This is a genomic window from Dactylosporangium maewongense (genome assembly GCF_039531485.1).
Classification (GTDB): Bacteria; Actinomycetota; Actinomycetes; order Mycobacteriales; family Micromonosporaceae; genus Dactylosporangium; species Dactylosporangium maewongense.
Window position 1 is genome coordinate 120,337 of sequence record NZ_BAAAQD010000012.1, and the last position, 21,128, is coordinate 141,464.

14 protein-coding genes are annotated in these 21,128 nt (G+C 72.5%); 5 read left to right on the forward strand and 9 right to left on the reverse strand.

Annotated elements, in window-relative coordinates; all coding sequences use genetic code 11:
* The first annotated feature begins 115 nt into the window (after positions 1 to 115).
* Positions 116 to 3,901, forward strand: coding sequence for a ricin-type beta-trefoil lectin domain protein (locus tag ABD332_RS28775; protein WP_344505383.1), 3,786 nt, complete (start codon positions 116 to 118; stop codon positions 3,899 to 3,901).
* Between the two features lie 67 nt (positions 3,902 to 3,968).
* Here ABD332_RS28775 and ABD332_RS28780 read toward each other — a convergent pair whose 3' ends face one another.
* Positions 3,969 to 4,391, reverse strand: coding sequence for a hypothetical protein (locus ABD332_RS28780; RefSeq protein WP_344505384.1), 423 nt, complete (start codon positions 4,389 to 4,391; stop codon positions 3,969 to 3,971).
* A 239-nt stretch (positions 4,392 to 4,630) separates the two neighbouring features.
* Here ABD332_RS28780 and ABD332_RS28785 point away from each other — a divergent pair, with 239 nt between their 5' ends.
* On the forward strand, positions 4,631 to 4,900 hold the full coding sequence (locus tag ABD332_RS28785; RefSeq protein ID WP_344505385.1) for a PspC domain-containing protein: 270 nt from the start codon (positions 4,631 to 4,633) through the stop codon (positions 4,898 to 4,900).
* A gap of 53 nt (positions 4,901 to 4,953) precedes the next feature.
* Here the strand turns inward: ABD332_RS28785 and ABD332_RS28790 are convergent, their stop codons facing one another.
* Entirely contained in the window at positions 4,954 to 5,955 is a 1,002-nt protein-coding gene (locus ABD332_RS28790; RefSeq protein WP_344505386.1) for a WD40 repeat domain-containing protein, read from the reverse strand.
* Between the two features lie 71 nt (positions 5,956 to 6,026).
* Positions 6,027 to 6,605 carry an NADPH-dependent FMN reductase gene (locus tag ABD332_RS28795; protein WP_344505387.1) on the reverse strand — a complete coding sequence of 193 codons (579 nt, stop codon included), beginning with the start codon at positions 6,603 to 6,605 and terminating at the stop codon, positions 6,027 to 6,029.
* 86 nt (positions 6,606 to 6,691) lie between these two features.
* Between ABD332_RS28795 and ABD332_RS28800 the strand changes: the two genes are divergently transcribed.
* The 3 genes from ABD332_RS28800 to ABD332_RS28810 all read left to right on the forward strand — a co-directional run bounded on the left by ABD332_RS28800 (position 6,692) and on the right by ABD332_RS28810 (position 12,672).
* Positions 6,692 to 7,174, forward strand: coding sequence for a MarR family winged helix-turn-helix transcriptional regulator (locus tag ABD332_RS28800; protein ID WP_344505388.1), 483 nt, complete (start codon positions 6,692 to 6,694; stop codon positions 7,172 to 7,174).
* An 80-nt stretch (positions 7,175 to 7,254) separates the two neighbouring features.
* Positions 7,255 to 11,412: a PAS domain S-box protein gene (locus ABD332_RS28805; protein WP_344505389.1), complete on the forward strand. Its 4,158-nt coding sequence runs from the start codon at positions 7,255 to 7,257 to the stop codon at positions 11,410 to 11,412.
* A gap of 69 nt (positions 11,413 to 11,481) precedes the next feature.
* Positions 11,482 to 12,672: an EAL domain-containing protein gene (locus ABD332_RS28810; protein ID WP_344505390.1), complete on the forward strand. Its 1,191-nt coding sequence runs from the start codon at positions 11,482 to 11,484 to the stop codon at positions 12,670 to 12,672.
* A gap of 18 nt (positions 12,673 to 12,690) precedes the next feature.
* On the opposite strand, the gene ABD332_RS28815 is transcribed toward ABD332_RS28810, so the two are convergent.
* From ABD332_RS28815 to ABD332_RS28840, 6 genes are all read right to left on the reverse strand, one after another.
* Positions 12,691 to 13,089: an STAS domain-containing protein gene (locus ABD332_RS28815; protein ID WP_344505391.1), complete on the reverse strand. Its 399-nt coding sequence runs from the start codon at positions 13,087 to 13,089 to the stop codon at positions 12,691 to 12,693.
* A gap of 160 nt (positions 13,090 to 13,249) precedes the next feature.
* Entirely contained in the window at positions 13,250 to 14,761 is a 1,512-nt protein-coding gene (arfA, locus tag ABD332_RS28820; protein WP_344505392.1) for an arabinosylfuranosidase ArfA, read from the reverse strand.
* A gap of 63 nt (positions 14,762 to 14,824) precedes the next feature.
* A complete protein-coding gene (locus tag ABD332_RS28825) occupies positions 14,825 to 16,297 on the reverse strand; it encodes an endo-1,4-beta-xylanase (protein WP_344505393.1) in 1,473 nt (490 codons plus the stop codon).
* A gap of 172 nt (positions 16,298 to 16,469) precedes the next feature.
* The gene (locus tag ABD332_RS28830) at positions 16,470 to 18,287 is read right to left on the reverse strand and encodes a family 43 glycosylhydrolase (protein ID WP_344505699.1); all 1,818 of its coding nucleotides are present in this window, start codon (positions 18,285 to 18,287) and stop codon (positions 16,470 to 16,472) included.
* 2 nt (positions 18,288 to 18,289) lie between these two features.
* The gene (locus tag ABD332_RS28835; RefSeq protein ID WP_425552302.1) at positions 18,290 to 19,918 is read right to left on the reverse strand and encodes a glycoside hydrolase family 27 protein; all 1,629 of its coding nucleotides are present in this window, start codon (positions 19,916 to 19,918) and stop codon (positions 18,290 to 18,292) included.
* Between the two features lie 2 nt (positions 19,919 to 19,920).
* A complete protein-coding gene (locus ABD332_RS28840) occupies positions 19,921 to 21,048 on the reverse strand; it encodes a ricin-type beta-trefoil lectin domain protein (RefSeq protein ID WP_344505394.1) in 1,128 nt (375 codons plus the stop codon).
* Positions 21,049 to 21,128 lie beyond the last annotated feature (80 nt).

The following is a 21,128-nucleotide window of genomic DNA, read 5'->3' on the forward strand; positions in this document are numbered from 1 at the left end:
TGATCCCGTAGCCTGCGCGGTCGAACGTGTTCAGAATGTGCCGGCCGCTGCCGTCCTCGGTGTTCGGCGGCCACAAACGACGCTGACCAGTGTCTATCTCAACGGGGGAATCACCATGCCAAGGGCAGGGTTAACCGCAGCGCGCGCTCGAAGCGGGCTGTCCATCGTCGTCACGGCCGCCGTTGCCGGCGCCGGGATCGGGATCCTTGTCACACCCGCCGCCCCGGCGGTCGCCGCGCCGGCGGTGCCGAAGCAGGCCGTCCGGCCGGTCGAGGACGCCGCGGCGCGGGCCCGCGCGACGGGCCGGCCGGTCGAGGTGGCGTCGGCGACGTCGGCGACGCAGCAGACGTTCGCCAACCCGGACGGCACCTTCACCACGAACCTGAACGCGCAGCCGGTCCGCACCAAGCGCGACGGCGCCTGGGTCGGGCTCGACGCGTCGCTGCGCCGCAACGCCGACGGCAGCTACAGCCCGGCCGCGTCCGCGGCGCCGCTGGTCATCTCCGGCGGTGGCGGCGGCGCGTTCGCGACCATGGGCGGCAGCGGCGCGCAGCTCGGCCTGAAGTGGCCGGGCAGCCTGCCCGCGCCGACGGTCAGCGGGCCGACCGCCACCTACGCCGGGGTCCTGCCCGGCGTCGACCTCGCGGTCACCGCCACCGAGCAGGGCGGCTTCTCCCACGTCCTGGTCATCCGCGACGCCGCCGCCGCGGCGAACCCGGCGCTGAAGAAGCTGCGCCTGCAGACCGTCGCGCCCGGTGTCACCGTCACGGCCGGCGCCGACGGCAACCTCACCGCCGTCGACGCCACGGGGCAGGTGCGGTTCACCGCTCCGGCGCCCGTCGCGTGGGACTCGGCCACCCCCGCCACGAAGGCGGGCCTGCGATCGACCGCGGCGGAGCTGCCGTTCGTCAACGGCGAGCCGGCCCGCTCCACCGTCCGCGGGCCCGGCGCCGTGGCCCGGCAGCACCGCGTCGGGGTCAGCGTCGAGGCCGGCAACACGGTGGTCATCGCGCCCGACCCGGCGATGCTGCAGGACCCGGCGACCACGTACCCGCTGTACGTGGACCCGTCGTGGAACCCGACCCCGGCGGCCGCGAACCGCAACGCCTGGACGTACGTGAACAGCAACTACAGCACCACCAAATACTGGAACAGCTCCGACTGGGCCCGCGCCGGCTACGCCGGCTGGGAGACCCCGTACTACAAGGCCCGCTCGTTCTTCCAGTTCGGGATCCCCACCAACATCTGGGGCACCAACATCACCAAGGCGACGCTGCAGCTGAAGTCGGTGTGGTCCGCGACGAACAACGTGTACAGCTTCGGCGTCTACCACATGTGCGGGATCAGCAACCAGACCAGCTGGGACAACCAGCCGTGCAAGGGCGGCCTCGTCGCCAGCGCGAACCTGCCCGGCAACTGGCGCAGCGACGGCAGCCCCAACCCGATGCAGCACGACTTCGACGTCAAGAGCGAGATCGTCTCCGCCGCCGCCGGGCACTGGTCGGCCACCACCCTCGGCCTGTTCAACTCCACCGAGACCAACCGCGACGCGTGGCGCAAGTTCCAGAACAACCCGACGATCGCCATCGAGTACAACGCCGTGCCCAACACCCCGACCAACTACGGCAGCAGCCCGTCCGTGCCGTGCGGCGGTGGCGGCCAGATCGGCAACACCGACGTCACGTTCTCCGCGACGGTCAGCGACCCCGACGGCGCGCAGGGCCTGCTCGACGCCGGGTTCAACATCGCCGACAGCACCGCCGGCACCATGGTCGGCACCCCGGTCGTGACGGTCAGCAACAACCAGACGGCGTCGGTCACCATCCCGGCCAGCAGCTTCACGCACGGCCACGTCTACTCGTGGAACGTCCGCGCCAGCGACGGCCACGACCTCGGACCGGTCACGCCGACCTGCTGGTTCAGCGTCAACCAGAACACGCCGTCGGCGCCGCAGGTCACCTCCGTCGCGTTCCCCGCCGACACCACCGGCGCGGCCGTGGGCACCGCCGGCACGTTCCAGCTCTCATGGTCCGGATCCGACCCGGCGATCAGCTACGTCTACAGCCTCAACGTCGAGCCACCGGCCGTCATCCCCGGCGGCTACGGCCCGTTCCGCGGCGGCGCGGTGACACCCGCCGCCTCCGTCGCCGGGGTCCGGACCCCGGTGACCCTCACCCCACGCCGGTTCGGACCCAACATCCTGTACGTGTACGCCATCAACGGCGCCGGCAACCCGAGCCCGGTCACCGCCTACCGGTTCACCACCGACGCACCGGCCCAGCCCGCCGTGTTCGGCGACTACACCGGCGACGGCAAACCGGACGTCGTCTCCGTCGGCACCACCGCCCTGCCCGGCGCCTGGCTGTACGCCGGCACCGACAACGCCGGCCACCTCGCGGCACCGGTCCAGGTCGGCGGCGAAGGCACCGGCGGCGCCGGCAGCACCGGCACCGTCACCGACTGGGCAGGCAGCACCGTCGGCGCCCTCGATCTCACCGGCGACGGCGCCCAGGACCTCCTCGTCAAACTGCCCCGCAGCGACGCCGACGGCAACGTGCTCGTCATCCCCGCCTACGGCGACGGCGGCACCCTCGACCCCAACGAGCGGATCAAGCTGCTCCTGCCGAAGGTCGACGGCACCGACGGCAACCAGGTCGTCGACCAGATCGCCGCCTCGGTGCTGCCCAGCATCACCGGCTCACCGCTGCCCGACCTGTACGTCATCGTCGGCGACGCCCTCTACGTCTACCCGCCCGGCTTCCCGCCCGGCGCCTACGAAAGCCCGATCCTGATCAGCACCGGCTGGACCGGCAAGACCATCACCGCGACACTCAACGGCACCGAACCCGCGCTGTTCGTCCGCACCGACGCCACCGGCAAGGTCGACCTCGTCACCGGCAACACCGCCGGCGGCGTCTTCGCCGGCGCGACCGGCAGCACCACCGCCACCTACTCCACCACCGGGTTCCCAGCGGCCACGACCCCGGTCGTCACCGGCGCCGACATCAACCGCGACGGCAAACCCGACCTGTGGAGCGACCTGCGGCGCACCTCGATCAACGCCAACCTCAACACCGGCGCCGGCACCTTCGCCGCCGCCGTCACCAACGCCACTGGCACCACCGGCCTGGTCAGGTCCGGGCTGCCCGGCGGCCTCTGCCTCGACAACGCCAACGGCTACGCCACCAACTCCAACCCGATCCGCACCTACCGGTGCAACACCGGCCTCGGCGGCCAACTGTGGACCATGCCCGGCGACGGCACCCTCCGCATCCTCGGCAAATGCGCAGACATCGCCGGCATCGGCCCCACCGCCGGCAGCCAGGTCTGGCTCTACGAATGCAACCAGACGGCAAACCAGATCTGGCAACCCGGACCGAACAACAGCCTCGTCAACCCCGGTACCGGCAAATGCCTCGACGCACCCACCCCGGCGGAGACCTCGCTGCGGATCCTCACCTGCAACGCCAGCCCCAACCAGTCCTGGACCCTCGACGGCACCGGCATCGGGTTCGTCCGCTCCGGCTACGCCGGCAAGTGCCTCGACAACAGAAGCGGCACCATGGCCGACGGCAACCCCATCCAGATCTGGGACTGCACCGCCAACGTGCCCCTCGCACAGACCTGGGCACTCCTCGACGACGGCATGCTGCACAGCACCACCTCGATGTGCCTCGACATCACCGGCGGCGGCACCGCCAACGGCACCAAGGTCCAGCTCTACACCTGCAACGGCACCCCGGCCCAAACCTGGCGCCGCGGCCCCAACAACACCCTCGTCAACCCCGCCTCAGGCCGCTGCCTCGACCTGATCAACGGCAACACCACCAACGGCAGCGCCCTGCAGATCTACGACTGCGTCGCCAACACCACCGCGCAGGTCTGGATCCTGCCGCAGTAACGGTGCGAGGTCGGTGTGGCCGGGCCGGCGACGGTCCGGCCGCACCACCGTCAGGCAGCACCGGCTGTCAGGGCGCCGGCGAGAACGGGCGGACGCCGACCCGCTCCGTCTCGTTGATGACGTCCCACAGGATGCGTGGAGCCTTCGTGCCCTGGACGGTCCTGACCGTCTTGCGGTAACCGCCGCGGTAGGACACCGTCACCCGGTAGCTGTAGCGGTCGCAGCAGGGGTTCTGCGGCTGGTACGAGTTGCGCAGCCACCGGAACTGCCAGCTCCCGGCCGTCCGCAGCACCGGCCGGCCGCCGACCGTCGTGCGGTCCACCACGAACGAGTCCTGCTGTCCGGCGAAGCCACCCGACCGGTCCAGCACAATCTTGGTGGCGGAGCCGAACGGCACCGGTGCGGCCGCGGCGGGCGCGGCCGGTGCGAGCGCCGCGACCCCGCAGGCCGCGACCAGCGTCACGATGGTGTTGCGGGCGATGCGTCCCATGGTGTCTCCCCCGTGTCCGGCGTCGCCGTCGACGCCTCCTCCCCCCGAGGACACCACGGACCGCTCGGCGACCATGCCCTAAATGCCGGAAATAGGCCTTACGTGCCGCGCGCCTGGCCGCACGGCCGACCCGTAGGTGGTCCGGATCCGGGGGTGGCCCGGGGCGCTCCCCGATGCCCGGACCCCCTCCCGGACGCGACAGTTGAACGGTCGAACACGAGCGAAGGAGAAAAAACGAGATGGAGACCGTTCACGGCACGATGCGCCAGCACGACCTGGTGCGGCCGGTGCAGGGGCGGGTGCTTGGCGGCGTCTGCGCCGGGCTGGGGCGGCGCTTCGGCATCGACCCGTGGCCGGCGCGGCTGCTGTTCGCGCTGATCCTGCTGGCGATTCCCGGCACGCAGATCCTCGCCTACCCGATCCTGTGGATCCTCATGCCGGCCGAGACCGCACCGAAGCTCGCCGAGCCGAAGCTCGCCGAGCCGGAGCCGACCCTGACGAGCGTCTGACCGCCGCCACCGCCACCGCCACCGCCGCGCCGGAGCCGCCGCGTCGGAGCCGGTCAGGCCGCCGGGCCCGTGGGCCACGGCTCGCCCGTGGTCGCGTCGAAGCGGCGGATCGTCTTCTCGCCGGCCACGAACAGCGCGGCGCGGCCGTCCACGTCGAGCGCGCAGACCGCCTCGAGGCACTCGTCGCCGAAGCGCACCGGGGCGGCGACCGGCTCGAAGGTGGCGAGGTCGAAGCGCCACAGGTTGCCGCCCTCGACCACGGCCAGGACCGGGCCGGGCGCCAGGCACACGGCGGCGCCCTCCTCGAAGGCCCGGAAGTCGCCGACCAGGTCGCCGCTCACCGGGTCCACGCGCCGGATCGACTGGTCGGCGCTGGAGGTCGCGAGCAGGGTGCGCCCGCCGATCTCGAACGGCACGATCGCGAAGTACAGCTCCAGGTGCGCGGACACCGGCGGGCCCACCGGCACGCCGGTGACGGCGTCCCAGCGCCACAGGCGGCCGGTGTCCTCGCCGCACGCGAGGTGGGGCCGGCCGTCGACGGTGTAGGCGGCGATCCGGTGGATGCGGTCGTCGTGCACCAGCGGCGGGGCGACCTCGGCGCCGGAGGCCGCGTCGAACCGCCGGACCACCCCGTCGGAGTCGCCGAGCACGAGGACCATGCGGCCGTCGTGGACGTACGACGTCACCGCACAGACCCACGGTGCCTTCACGTCGCCGGGCCGGGCCAGCCGGAGTTCGGGCGCCGCCGGCGCCGGGTGCGGCAGCCGCCACTGCCGGACGACCTCACCGTCGAGGGCGGTCACCAGCACCGGCCCGACGTGGTCCGTACTGAGATGCGACGTGATGAAGCCGCCCATGGCGTGCCACTTGCCGACTCCCGCCGCCCCGATCGTCACGCCGGTCGCCGCGTCGTACACCGTGATCTGGCGGTCACGGTCCCTGCCCACCCGCACGAGCACGGGGCGGCCGTGGGCGACGGCACCGAACAGCCCGTCCTGAGCGTCGCCCCAGCACCCGTCACGGACGGCGAACGGCGGGCCGAGCGGATCGCGCACGGGCACACTCCCAGCGGTCGGCGGCCGGAGCCCCGGCGCCCCGCGACGGTATCAGCGGCCGACGACGGCGGTCACCCGGCCGCGGGGGCGCGCAGCGGGGCCAGGGCCCCGGTCCAGCGGACCAGCTCGTCGAGCATCGTGACGGCGCCGGCCTCCATGGTCTCATTGGGGCGCAGCGTGCCGTCCTCGTCCACGAACTGGGCGACGAACGGGATGTGCACGCCCTCGGGGATCGGCATCATCTTCAGGACGGTCAGCACCGGCTTCAGCGACTGCACGGCGCGGGCGCCGGCCGCGACGCCGCCGTAGCTGACCAGGCCGACAGGCTTGTGGGCCCACTCCTGGGAGAGGTAGTCGAGGGCGTTCTTCAGCGGTGCGGTGTAGCCGTGGTTGTACTCGGGCATGACGATCACGAAGGCGTCGGCCCGGTCGACGGTCGCGCTCCAGTCGAGGGTGTGCTGGTGCTCGTAGCGGCGCAGCCGCGGGTGGTTGGGCTCGTCCATGAGCGGCAGGTTCCGCTCGGCGAGGTCGACGAGCTCCACCTGCTCGAAGCCGCCGTGCTTGACCGCCGCGGCGTGGATCCACTCGGCGACCGGCAGGCCGACCCGCCCCGGGCGGGTGCTGGCGATGATGATCTGCAGGGTGTGCACGGTTCTCCCTCGTTCAATTGCTGACGTGTCAACAACCGTAGCCGGATTTTGCTGACGTGTCAGCATCCATCGGTACGATGTGACGCATGACCGAACCGCGGTGGCTGGACCGGGACGAGGAGCGCATGTGGCTGGCGTTCCTGCGGATGCGCCGGACGCTCGACGTGGCGATCGACGGGCAGCTCGCCGAGGCGGGCCTGTCGGCCGCCGACTACGACGTGCTCGCGCCGCTGTCCGAGAGCGACGGGCAGGTGCTGCGCGTGCGGGACCTGGCCGCGGGCATCGGCTGGGACCGCAGCCGGATCGCCCACCACCTGCGGCGGATGGAGCAGCGCGGGCTCGTCGCACGGTCCGGGTGCCGCACCGACGGGCGCGGCACGATGGTCAGGCTCACCGAGCAGGGACGCGCGATGATCACCGCCGCCGCGCCCGGGCACGTGGCGACGGTCCGGAGGGTCCTGCTCGACCAGCTGGACCCCGACGACCTCGTCCGGCTCACCGCGATCGCCGAGCGGGTGGTCAAGGTCGCCGGCTCCGCCGGCACCGCCCGCACCGGCGGCCCCACCTGAGCCGCACCCTGCCCTGACACCGGGCCGGACCTGCTCAGGTCGGCCGCTCCCACGCCGATGACGTCATAGTGGGAGTCGGCGTGCTGGGGCGGCTCGGTGAGCAGGCGCGGTTGCGGCTGCTCGCCCAGGCGTTCGAGCGCGGCATGGCGGCGAAGGCGGTCGCCGCGCTCGTCGAGGGGGCGCTGGGCGACCTCGTCGAGGTGAACGCCGCCCTGTGCGACCTCGTCGGGCACGGCCGCGACGAGCTGCTCGGACGGTCCTGCGCCACGTTGTTCGACGCCGCCGACCGGCCGCCGGTCGTGGCGGCGCTGGCGGCCCTGGCCCGGGACGAGCGGCGTGAGCTGGTGCTCGACGGGCAGCTGCGCAGGCAGGACGGCGGGCTGGTGCCGGTCACGATCCGGGCCACGGTGATCCACGACGCGCTCGGCGGGGCGCACGTGGCCGCCGAGTTCGCCGCACGGACCACAGCGGCCACGGCACCGGCCACCGCGACCACGGCCCCCGGCGGTCACAGCGAGGCGCTGCTGGACGCGATCGTGTCCGCCACCCCCGACCTGTTGCTGGTGAGCACGCCCCAGGGGCAGGTGGTGCGGGCGAACGACTCGTGGGAGCGGCTGCTCGGCTGGACCGAGGCCGACCTGCAGGGCATGGACGTCACCACGCTGATCCACCCGGACGACGTCGCCTCGAGCGTGGCGGCGGCCCGGGTGGCCGCGGACGGCGGGCCGGCCGCCGGGCTGCGCAACCGGTACCGGACCCGCGGCGGCGACTACCTGTGGCTGCAGTGGAACGGCGCCGCGCTCCCCGGCCAGGACCTCGTCGTCGGCATCGCCCGCGACGTGACCGCGGCCGTCGAGGCGCAGCGGCGCGCCGAGCGGGAGACGGCGAGGCTGCGCACGACGATCGCCGTGCAGCGCGAGGTGACCGCCACCGCCGACGACCGGGCCGCGGTGCTGCGGCTGATGGCGGAGCGGACCCTGCAGGTGATCCCGGGCGGCGACGCCGCCGTCGTCGCGCTGCTCGACGCCGACGGGGCGGCGTTGCAGGTCGCGGCCGGGACCGGCACGGCCGGCGCCGACGACCCCCGGATCCCGGTGAACGGGTCGCTGTCCGGCCTGGCGATCCTGACCGGCTCGACGCAGCGCTGCGACGACACCCGCGCCGACGAGCGGATCTCTGCCGCGGTGAGCGCGGCCGTCGGCGTCCGGTCGGTGATCGTGGCGCCGCTGCTCGGCGTCTCCGGCCCGCTCGGGGCGCTGCTGGTCAGCAGCCCGGCGCCGGGGGCGTTCAACGACGCCGACGAGCAGCAGCTGACCCTGCTCGCCGACGCCCTCGCCGGCGCGCTGCGCCACGCCGACGACGCGGCCCGCAACCAGGCGCTGCTGCGCGCGACGACCGCCGCGAACGCGCAGCTGCAGGCGCAGCGCGGCGAGGCCCTCGCCGCCGTGGAGCGGCTCGAGCACAGCGAGCGGCGCTTCGCCGACGTGTTCGACCACAGCCCGGTCGCGAAGGTCGTCGTCGGGCTGCGCGGCGCGGACCGGGGCCGGATCACCCTGGCCAACCCCGCGTTCGCGCGGCTGCTCGGGTACAGCGCCGGCGAGGCCGCCGCGCTGACCGTCACCGACCTGCTCGCCGAGCCGTCGGCGGCCCTGGAACAGGCGCTGACCGCGCTCGCCGACGGCCGGGCGAGCCGCGCCGTGCGCCAGTCGGTCCTGCGCCACCGCGACGGCCACCGGATCGAGGTCGCCACCCACACGTCGGTCATCACCGACGCCCGCGGGCCGGCGGCCGCGGTGCTGCAGATGCTCGACGTCAGCGCCGAGCGGGCCGCCGCCCGCTCGACGGAGCGGGAGTTCCAGCGCCTGCGCGACACGCTGCTGGTGCAGCGGGAGGTGACCGCGGCCGCCGCCGACCGCGACAGCGCGATCCGGGTCGTCGCCGACCGCGCGGTGCAGCTGTTCCCGGCCGCGGACGGCGCGGTCGTCGAGCTCCTCGACGGCGACGCGCTGTACTACGCCGCCACCGCCGGCACGCTCGGCCGGGCGCTGGGCACCCGGGTGCCGGTCGTCGGCTCGCTCAGCGGCACCGTCCTGGCCACCGGCGCCCCAGCGGCCTGCGCCGACACCAGCGACGACCCGCGGGTCAACCGGGCCACGTGCGCCCGGCTCGGCATCGGCTCCATGCTCATCGCGCCGCTACTCGCCGGCGACACCGTCATCGGCGCGCTGAAGGTCTCCGCGGTCCGCCCCCGCGCCTTCGACGACACCGACGAGCAGCAGCTGGCGCTGCTCGCCGACAGCCTCAGCTCGGCGCTGCGGCACGCCGACGACGCGGCGCACAGCGCGGAGCTGCTCGCCGAGCGCACCCGGGCCCTCGCCGCGCTGGAGGTCAGCGAGACCCGGTTCAAGCTCGCGTTCGACAACTCGCCGCTCGGCGTCGTCCTGGCCAGCCTCGACCCCGGCCAGGTCGGCCGCTACCTGCACGCCAACGCGGCCATGGCCGCCATCACCGGCTACAGCACCGCCGAGCTGATGACGATGACGTTCCGGGACCTGCAGCACCCCGACGACGTGGCCAGCACCGACGGGCTCACCGCCCAGCTGCTCTCCGGCGAGCGCGAGACGCTCATGGTCGAACGCCGGTACCGGCACAAGGACGGCCGCACCATCTGGGCCAACGTGCACGTCGCGATCGTCCGCGAGCACGGCATCCCGCGTTACCTGGTCAACCAGGTCGAGGACGTCACCCAGCGCCGGGCCGAGCTCGCCCAGCTGCACCGCCAGGCGACGCTGCTGCAGCTGATCCCCGCGGCCGTCATCGTCCGCGGCCTCGACGGGCGCATCGTGTGGTGGAACCAGGGCGCGGAGGACCTCTACGGGTGGCCGCTCGCCGCCGCCACCGGCGAGGTCACCCACGAGCTGCTCGCGACCGGCTTCCCCGACGGCGGCACCGAGGCCGACCAGACCGCCGCCCTGCTGCGCGACGGCCGGTGGGAGGGCCAGCTCAAGCACGTGACCGCCGCCGGCCGCACCGCCATCGTGCTCAGCCGGCAGGTCCTGCAGCACGACGACCGGCCCGGGCTCGCCGGGACCGTGCTGGAGGTCAACACCGACGTCACCGCGGAGCGCGCCGCCGAGGACGCCCTGGCGGCGAGCGAGGCCCGTTTCCGCGCCCAGTTCCACAACTCCGCCGTCGGTCAGATCGTCCGCAACCTCGACGGCAGCCTCGCCGAGGTCAACGCCGCCTACGCCGCGATGCTCGGCTACCCGCCGGGGCAGCTGCTCGGCACGAACAGCCTGCACAGCATGCACCCCGCCGACCTGCCCGCCGTCGCGAGCCGCCTCGACGACCTGCTCGCCGGTCGCCGGGCCGCGTTCACCCTGGAGGGCCGGATCCGGCACGCCCGCGGGCACTGGGTCGACGTGGAGGCCAGCGTCACCCTCGTCCGCGACCCCGACGGCCGGCCGGACCACTTCATCGGCGTCGTCACCGACACCACCCGCCGCCGCGCCGCCGAACGGGCCCGGGACGCCGCCGCCACCGAGCTCGCCGACCGCAACACCGAGCTGGAGGACGCCAACCGGCTCAAGCTCGACCTCATCGGCATGCTCGGGCACGAGATCGGCAACCCGCTCGCCGCGATCCTCGGCTACACCGAGATCTTCCTCGACGACTGGGCCGCCCTCGACGACGCCCGCAAAACGAAGATCATCACCGGGATCTCGCGGCAGGCGCACCGCCTCGACGACATCGTGCAGGAGGTCCTCACGATGGTGCGCATCGACGCCGGCGCCATCCACGCCCACCGCGAGCCGGTGCGGCTGCACGAGCAGATCCACACCGCGCTCACCGCCGCCGGCGCCGACGTCCCGATCCTCGGGCCCTCGGTCGACGCGCTGGTCAACGCCGGTCACCTCCAGCACATCCTCACCAACCTGATCTCCAACGCCGGCAAGTACGGCGGCGGCGCCATCGCCGTGCGCGTCGTCGACCCCGGCGACGGGCGCGTCCAGATCCGGGTCGAGGACGAGGGGCCGGGCGTGCCCGAGGAGTTCCGCGACCGGCTGTTTCAGCGGCTCGCCCGCGCCGACCGCGACGCCGGCCGGGTCAAGGGCACCGGCCTGGGCCTCTACATCGTGCACAGCCTCGTGCGCGCCAACGGCGGCGACGTCCACCACGAGCCCAACCCCGGGGGCGGGTCCGTGTTCGTCGTCACCCTCGAGGCGCCCGACCAGTGACATCCCTCAGGTCCCGGCGGCCGTGGCCGATGTCGAGCCTGCACGAACCCGCGGACGATTGGTGTCACCATGACGCGCAGCACGACCCTCCCGGTTGCCGATGCCGCCGTCGTACGGCTGCTGCGCGACCGCGACGTGTCCCCGATCTACCAGCCGATCGTCGACCTCACCACCGGCGACGTCGTCGGGGTCGAGGCGCTCGCCCGCGGGCCCGCCGGCTCCGACCTGCACATGCCCGCGCAGCTGTTCGCGGCCGCCGCGGCGGCGGGCCTGCTGCCGGAGATCGACCAGCTGTGCGCGACCCGCGCGCTGGAGCGGGCCCGCGACGCCGCCGCCACCCCGCCGCTGGTGTTCATCAACGCCGAACCGGCGGTCCTGGACCGGCCACTCACCCCGGAGCTCATCGCCGTCATCAACAGCGGCCTGCCGTTCAAGATCGTGCTGGAGTTCACCGAACGCGCCCTGACCCGGCAGCCCGCCCGGATGCTGCAGATCGCCGACGTGACCCGCTCCTGGGGCAACCGGATCGCCCTGGACGACGTGGGCGTCGAGCCGGCGTCGCTGGCGTTCATGCCGCTCGTCGCGCCCGACGTCGTCAAGCTCGACATGAGCCTGCTGCGCTCCCCGCACCGGCCCGACACCGTGGACACGGCCGCCGCCGTCGCCGGCTACGCGCACCGGGTGGGCGCGACCGTCATCGCCGAGGGCATCGAGACCGAGGCGGACCGCGCGACCGCCGCCGCGCTCGGCGCCAACTGGGGACAGGGCTGGCTCTTCGGCCGTCCGGGACCGCTCGACGCGCTTGACCGCGGCAGGTTCGCCGCCGCCGTCGACCTCCACACCGCCGAACCGGCCGCCGGCGCGTTCCCGGTGACGCACACCGGCGACGCCGACACGGTCGACGACCTGTGGCAGTCGCTGCTGCGCCGCGTGCGGCGCTGGCACACTCCCGCGTCGGTGCTGTGCGCCGGCCGCGACACGACCACCCTCACCCGCTGGGCGGCCGCCCTCGGCGGCGTGGACCTGGCCTTCCGCGGCGTCGCCGGCGCGCTGCCCGCGGCCGTGCCCGGTGTCCGCGTCTGCCGCCCCGACCTCGTCACCACCGACGACGACGCGCTCACCGCCGTCGCCGTCACCGTGCACAGCGCCGTCGTGCTGCGCGCCCGGCCCAGACCGGACGGCGCGTTCGACATCACCTTCACCGACGACCTGACCCTCGCGGTCCAGCTCGCCCGGGCGCTGCTCAACTCCTTCGTCTGACCCGGCCCCGGGCGCCGCTCAGCCCCTTGACGTGGTCCCGTCCGGCCCGGCCTCGGCCGGCACCTCGAACAGGTCGAGCAGCCCGGTGATCTCCAGGACCTGCCGCACGATCGGCGTCGGTCCGACGACGAGCATCCGGGCGCCGCGATGCTGCACGTACTTGCGGAAATTCAGCAGGCAGCGGATGCCCTGCGAGCCGAGCAGCCGCACCTCGCCGATGTCGACGGCGACGTCCGCCTGCGGGGCGAGCCCCAGCGTGTCGGCGCCCGCCATCAGCAGCGCCGCCGCCGTCGGCGAGTCCAGGTCACCGGCGACCAGCAACCGGTGTCGCCGCTCACCGGGCGGCGCCGCGAGAACTTGCACCTGCAGGTGGTCCGAGGCGGAGGTGAACGTGGTGGGTGCGCGCTGCGCGTCCATGCGGGGAGACCCCCTCGCGGTGAGATGGTGAACCGCTCCCACACGGTTGAAGGAGCTGCCCGCCGAATCGACCCTACCGCATGAGGGCTCCCGCCGCGTTCGTCAACCGGGCGAACCCACCTCTGTCGACACCGCCCAGTCCTCGTACACGCGCCGCAGCTCAGGGCAGGCGTAGGCGGAGCATGGTCCAGGAGACCGGCGGCAGGTCGACGCGGACGGTGTCGTCGTCGGCGGTCGCCGAGGGGTTCGGGTGGGGCAGGACCGACGTGGCGTCGTCGGGCGTCGCGGACCAGGTGTGGTCCGGGTTGGACAGGGTCAGCGCCTCCACGACCCGCAGGCGGGGGAAGCCGCGCGGGTGGAGGGTCAGGGCGACCGGCCGCGACACGGACCGGTTGACGGCGAACAGGACCAGGTCGCCCGTCGAAGGCTCGTACGTGGCGACGGCGTCGACGGCCGGCACCGGGCCGAAGCGGGTCGTGTCGTGGACGGGGGCGTCGATCGCGGTCAGGAGCACCTCGCCGGCGGCGTGGCGGGCGGTCAGGGCGAAGGGGTGGAACGTCGTCTGCCGCCAGGACCGGCCGCCGGGCTCGGTCATGATCGGGGCGATGACGTTCACGAGCTGGGCGAGCGACGCCGCGTGGACGCGGTCGGTGTGGCGCAGCAGCGAGATCAGCAGGCTTCCGGCGACGACGGCGTCGGCGACGTTGTAGCGGTCCTCCAGCAGGGTCGGGGCGACCGGCCAGTCGTCGCCGGTCGGCGGGCGGGACTCGGCGCGGCCGGCGTACCAGACGTTCCACTCGTCGAACGAGACGTGGATGCGCCTGGTGGCCTTGCGGGCGGCGCGGACCGCGTCGGCGGTGGCGACGACCGCGTCGATGAAGTGGTCCATGTCGACGGCGGAGGCGAGGAACGAGGCGAGGTCGCCGTCCTCCTCGCAGTAGTAGGCGTGCGCGGAGACCAGGTCGACCACGTCGTAGGTCTCGGTGAGCACGACGCGTTCCCACTCGCCGAACGTGGGCATGCCGGAGCCTGACGACCCGCACGCGACCAGCTCCAGGTCGGGCTGGATCTGCCGCATGGCGCGCGCGGTCTCGGCGGCGAGCCGCCCGTACTCGTGGGCCGTCTTGTGCCCGGTCTGCCACGGGCCGTCCAGCTCGTTGCCGAGGCACCACATCCGGATGTCGTGGGGCTCCTCGGCGCCGTTCGCCCGCCGCCGGTCCGACCACGCCGTGCCGCCGCGGATGTTGCAGTACTCGAGGAGGTCCAGCGCCTCCTGGATGCCCCGGGTGCCGAGGTTGACCGCCATCATCGGCTCGACGCCGGCCTTGCGCGCCCAGCGGACGAACTCGTCGACGCCGACGGTGTTCGGTTCGGTCGAGTGCCACGCCAGGTCGAGCCGGGCCGGTCGCTGCGCCCGCGGGCCGATGCCGTCCTCCCACCGGTACCCGGACACGAAGTTCCCGCCCGGGTACCGGACGGTGCTGACGCCGAGCTCGCGGACCAGATCGACGACGTCGCCGCGGAAGCCGTCCGCATCGGCGGTCGGGTGCCCCGGGTCGTGCAGGCCGGTGTACACGCACCGGCCGAGGTGCTCGACGAACGAGCCGAACGTCCGCCGGCGCACCGGCCCGACGACGAAGGCACGGTCGACGGTGACGCTCGCGAGCAGCATGCGGACCTCCTCAGCAGAGGTGGCCGTGCGGGAAGCCGCACGGCCACCGTTCACCGGACGAAACTAGCTGAGACTGAACCGCTGGTTGGCCTGGCCGTTGCAGTCGTAGATCTGGACCTGCTGGCCGTTGCCGGTGCCCCAGACGTCGAGGCACCGTCCGGACTGCACGCTGGTGATGGTGCCGTTGCTGTTGACGTTCCACTGCTGGTTGGACTGGCCGTTGCAGCTGTAGATCTGCACGGCCGACCCGTTGCCGGACCCGGCGGCGTCCAGGCACACGTTGCCGTACACGGTCAGCTGGCGGCTCGACGTGTACGTCCACTGCTGGTTGGTCTGGCCGTGGCAGTCGTACAGCTGCACGCGCGTGCCGTTGGTGCGGGAGGAGTTCGGCACGTCGATGCAGCGGCCGGACTGGGCGCCGACGATGCGCTTCGCGCCGGAGGGCGGCGGCGAGGACTGCCCGCCGGTGGGCGAAGAGGTCGGGCCGGTGGGCGAGGAGGTGGGGCCGGCGGCGTTGAGGGCGTTGAGGACCGAGGTGTAGGCGGCCTTCTTGTTGCCGCCACCGTCGAACAGCAGCGGGCTCTCGTTGGACCGCCACGAGTCGCTGTCCCGCACGCCCCAGACGGTGATCCCGACGCAGCGCGGCACGTTCATGCACGCCTGGGTCAGCCCGCCGTACTGCGACGTCGAGGAGTTCGTGACGTCGACCTCGGTCAGCGCCACGTCCACCCCGAGCGCCGCGAAGCTCGACAGCGTCGTCTGGAAGTTCCCCGGCAGCGAGCTACCCCCGGTGAAGTGGGTCTGCAGACCCACACAGTCGATCGGCACGCCCCGGGACTTGAAGTCCTGGATCATCCGGTACACGCCCTGCGTCTTGCCGTACGACCAGTTCTCGATGTTGTAGTCGTTGTAGCACAGCTTCACCGACGGGTCCGCGTTCCTGGCGGTACGGAACGCCACCTCGATCCAGTCGTTGCCGGTGGCCTGCAGGTTGGACTGGCGGCGGCTGCCGTCCTCGTTGAAGGCCTCGTTCACCACGTCCCAGTAGGCGAGCTTGCCCTTGTAGTGGCCCATCACCCCGTTGATGTGGTCGATCATCGCCTGCCGCAGAGCGGAGCCGCTGATCCCGCCCCACCAGCTCGGCTGCTGCGAGTGCCAGGCCAGGGTGTGACCCCGGACCTTCATCCCCCGCTGGGTCGCCCAGTTGTAGATCTGGTCGCCCGAGCTGAAGTTGAACACCCCCCGCTGCGGCTCCGTCGTGTCCGGCTTCATCTCGTTCTCGGCCGTGATCATGTTGAACTCACGGCCGGCGATCGTCGTGTACGTCGAGTCGCCCAGCCGACCGGCCGCGACCGCCGTGCCGAAATACCGGCCCGACTGCGCCGCCGCCGCACCCAGCGTGCTCGCCGCCGCGTCCGCCGCCGGCATCATCACCGCAGCCACCGCAGCCACCACGACGCCGACCACACCGGCGGTCAGCGCGATCAACGGCGGGCGCCGCCGTGGGCGTCGATGGGCGAAGTGATTTTCCGCCATCCTGAACTCCTTGCGTCACCAGGACGCCCAGACGTTTCGGCGGAACGGCTGGACGTCGATTCGGGATTGATGTACGGCGATCATGTGTCGCCGCACCGATTCCGACAAGGTTTTTCGCAAAAACTCGATCAGCGCCGATGCGACCTGCGGAACCGGTGCGGCATAACACAAATTACGAAATCTGCAGGGACGCGTCGTCGAGATAGAAGTTGTCGGTGCCCGCGGTCGTTTCGACGTAGAAGGTGGCGCCGGTCAGTGTGCCGGTCCAGGAAACGCTCGCGGTGCCGGACAGCTGCGTCCAGCCGCCCGCATTCACGGCGGTCGCCGGGGCCAGCTGCACGTAGCTGGTCGTGCCGCCGGCGGTGACGGCCAGCATGACCTTCGCGCTTGGCGTGCCGCTCGCGCTGCGGACCCAGGCGCTCGCGCTGTAGGTCCTGCCGCTGACCAGCTTGCCGGTCACGTCCTGGGCGGCGCCGTTCCACGCGGCGGTCCGCCCGGTGACCAGCAGCGACTGGCTGCCGCCGTGCGCGGTGCCGCTCGCCGACAGCGTGCCGCTGCCGAACATGCTCCACCCCGACGTGCCGCTCTCGGCCGTGCCGTTGACGAGGAGGTTCCCGCCGCCGCTGCCGCCGCCTCCGGTGAACTGCCACCAGTTGACGTTGAACAGGTTGCCGCTGCCGCCGGCGAACTTCAGGTACAGGTCGTGGGTGCCGGTCGCGCCGCTCACCGGGCAGGTGACGCTGGTCCAGCTCTGCCAGCCGCCGGTGCCGGCGACGGTGCAGGTGCCGACGAGCGGGCCGTTGACGCCGTCGACGTGCAGCTCGATGCGGCCACCGCTGGTGGCGGAGGCGACCCTGGCGGTGAACGACGTGGCGCCGCCGCCGAACGCGACACCCTTGACCTTGATCGAGTCGTTGTTCTCGATCCAGCCGACGTTCATGCCGCCCTCGCTGGAGGGCTCGGTCTCCACGCCGGTCTCCCAGGCGATCGTCTCGGCCTCCTGCCGCACGTACGGGTCGAGCGTGCCGACCTGCGGCGCGCCGCCGCTGGTCATGGTGATCGTCGGGATGGTGCCGTCGGCGTTGTAGCTGAACTTCTCCACGGCCACGGAGCGGGTGTAGCCGCCACCGCCGGGCAGTGCGCCGTTGTGGTAGAAGAAGTACGACCCGCCGTTGAAGTCGACGACGCCGGCGTGGTTGGTGAAGCTGCCGCCCTGCGTGGGCATGACGGTGCCGCGGTAGGTCCACGGGCCGGTCGGGCCGGGTGCGGTGGAGTAGCCGATGAACTCCGAGCAGCACTTGGCGGCGAACACGTTGTAGTAGAGGCCGTTGCGCTTGTAGACCCAGGGGCCTTCCTCGTACAGCGTGGGGCGGCTCGCGTTGCCGGTGCGGGTGCCGAACCCCGACGTGGTGAGCGGGATCTGGGTGACGCCGCCGGAGTAGGAGATCATGTCGGTGTTCAGCCGCACGTACCAGAGGTTGGGGTTGCCCCAGTACAGGTATGCCTGCCCGTTGTCGTCGATGAAGACGGTCGGGTCGATCTCGTTGTTCTCCACCAGCGGCCGGCCGATGGCGTCGGTGAACGGTCCGGTGGGGCTGTTGGAGACGCCGACGCCGATGGCCATCCGGCCGGTCGCGCGGTTCGTCACCGGCACATACCAGTAGAACCTGCCGTTGCGGTTGACGACCTGCCCGGCCCACGCGTTGGCGCTGGCCCAGCTGAAGGTCGCGAGGCTCATCGGCGAGCCGTGGTCGGTCCAGTTCACCATGTCGGCGGAGGAGTAGACCCGCCACTCCTTCATGGTGAAGTAGGTGGAGTTGTCCTCGTCGTGTCCGGTGTACAGGTAGACCCGGCCGTCGTACACGAGCGGTGCGGGGTCTGCGGTGTAGACGGTCTGCACGATCGGGTTGTCCGCCCGCGCCGGCGGTGTCGGGCCCGCCACCACGATGGCGGCGCCGATCAGCAGCAGCAGGCCGGCGAGTCGTCGCATCGTCATCCTCTCGTCCAGCGCTGGTTCGCCGCGGCGGTGCACGTCCAGAGCAGGACCACGGTGCCGTTGGCGGTGAGGTTGCGGTCGACGTCCAGGCACAGCCCGGACGCGGTGCCGCGGACGGTGCCGTCGGCGTTGAGGGTCCACTGCTGGTTCGTCCCGCCGTTGCAGTCCCACAGCTGCGCCTTGGCGCCGGCGGTCGCGTTCACGGGCGCGTCGAGGCACTTGCCGAGGGCCTGGATCGTCTGCCCGTCGACCGTCCAGCGCTGGTTGGTGCCGCCGTTGCAGTCCCAGATGACCGGCTGGGTGCCGTTGGCGGTGCTGCTGTTCGGCACGTCCAGGCAGCGCCCGGACGCGGCGCTGACGAGCGTCGACCCGGCCGGCGGGGTGCTCGTCCCGCCGCCGGACACCCGGTACACGACGGTGCCGTGCGCGGGAACGGTCGCGCTGATGCTGCCGGTCGTGGTGCTCGTGGCGTTCGTCCACGCGTCGCGGAGCGTGAACGAACCGCCGGACTTGCCGGCCGCGGCGGCGGTGGTGCTGACCGTGGTGGCCGACCCGCCCTGGTTGAACAGCGCGACCGCGACGTCGCCGTTGGCGAGCCGCTTCGCCAGCACGCGCCGGGTGCCGTCGTTGGAGACCTGGGTCGCCTGCAGGCCGAGGCTGTCCTGGTTGATCGCGATCAGGTTCTGGTTCTTCAGGATCGTCGCGGTCGCGGCGCTCTGCGACCGGATGTCGTTGCCGGCGATGAGCGGCGACGCCATCATCGCCCACAGCGCGAAGTGGCTGCGCATCTCCGTGTCGTTCATGCCGCCGCGGCCGACCTCGAGCATGTCCGGGTCGTTGAACCGGCCCGGAGCGGCGTACCCGGCCAGCGGCACGGTGACGTTGACGATGTTCTGGATGCCCATCGGGTAGCCGTTGGACTGGCCCGAGTCCCAGGTGTTGGTGATGTCCTCGGTGGTACGCCACATGTTGGCCACGTCGCCCCAGTTGCGCTGCGGGCCGGTCTTCGCGTGGATGCTGTTCGGGTTGATGCTGTACACGATCGGCCGGCCGGTCGCGGCGAGCGCGTCCCGCATCTTCGCGAACGTCGTCACCTGCTCGCTGATCGAGCCGCTGGGCGAGCACCAGTCGTACTTGAGGTAGTCCACACCCCACGCGGCGAACTGCCGGGCGTCCTGCGCCTCGTGGCCCTGGCTGCCGGTCGCGCCGGGGTAGCTGCCGAAGTACTGCGCGCACGTCTTGTCCAGCGGCGCCTGGTAGATCCCGAACAGCAGGCCACGGGAGTGCAGGTAGTCACCGAGGGCCTTCATACCGTTCGGGAACCGGCTCGCGTTCGCCTGCAGGTTGCCCTGCGCGTCGCGGGTGGAGTTCATCCAGCAGTCGTCGACGACGACGTACTTGTAGCCGAGGTCCCGCATCCCGCTGCTGACGATCGCGTCGGCCATCTGCCGGATCAACGCGTCGTTGATGTTGCAGCCGAACGTGTTCCAGCTGTTCCAGCCCATCGGCGGCGTCCGGGCCACGCCGTTCTCGAGGGCCTGCGCGTCCGGCCCGCGCACGACGGCGGCGAGGATGCCGGCCGTCAGCACGGCCACCGCGGCCACGAGCACACCGATACGTCTCATGCTCATCTCCTTGTCCAGCGCTGGTTCGCCGCCGCGGTGCAGGTCCACAGCTGCACGGGGGTGTTGTTGGCGGTGGCGTTGCCGGCGACGTCGAGGCACAGGCCCGACTGCGCGTTGCTGATCGTGCCGTTGCTGTTGAGGTTCCAGCGCTGGTTCGTGCCGCCGTGGCAGTCCCACAGCTGGACCTTGCTGCCGGCGGTGGCGCCGGTCGGCGAGTCGAGGCACTTGCCGAGCGACTGCAGCGCCTGGCCGTTGAGCGTCCAGCGCTGGTTGGCCGCGCCGTTGCAGTCCCAGATGATCGGCTGGGTGCCGTTCGCCGAGTTGCTCCCCGGCACGTCGAGGCAGCGCCCGGAGGCGGCGCTCGCCAGCGCGTCGCCGGTGCCGCCGGTCGGGGTGCCCGGGCTGGTCGGGGTGCCCGGGTCGCCGATGCTGCCGGGGACGGCCCGCAGCGCGGTGTACCAGGTGGCGGCCATCTTGTCGTACCCGCTGGCGGTGGGGTGGACGCCGTCGATGAGGTCGCCGGTGGTGAGCGCGGCGTGCATGTCGACGAAGTGGACCCGCTTGCCGGCGTTAACCTTGCCCTGCACCATGCCCGGGATGGTGGCGTTGAAGGTGCGGGCCGCCGACTCCTGCCCGCTGTTGCTCAGCGGGATGATGCTGGCGACGAACACGTCGGCGTTCGGCGCGGCGGCGGTGATGTGGTCGACGAGGGTCGAGAGCCGGCCGGGCGCGCCGGCGACGTTGGAGTTCTGCAGGATGTCGTTGGTGCCGATGTGCAGCAGGACAGTGCGCGGGGTCGTGGTGCGCAGCCAGCCGGTGATGTTGGCGTCGATCTGGTCGATCCGCCAGCCCGGGTGGCCTTCGTGGTCGTGGTCCCACAGCGACGCCGGCCCGTTGAACTGCGAGCCGACGAAGTCGTTGCGGTAGCCGCCGGCGGCGAGCCGCTGCCAGAGACCGATGCGGTAGCCGCCGGGGACCTGGGTGCCCTCGGTGATCGAGTCGCCGAGCGGCATGATCCGCACGCCGCCGTTGGACTCCGCCGAGGCGGGTGCGGTCAGGGCCGCGGCGCCCGCCGCGGTGAGTGCCGCGGTCAGGGCCGCGGCGATGAGCCAGTGTCGTGCCGTACGCATGGCGGTGCCTCCTGGAAAAGGGACGGCCGGCCGCCCCGGGAGGCGGCCGCCCGGAGCTCGGCGAGCGGCCCTGGTACAGC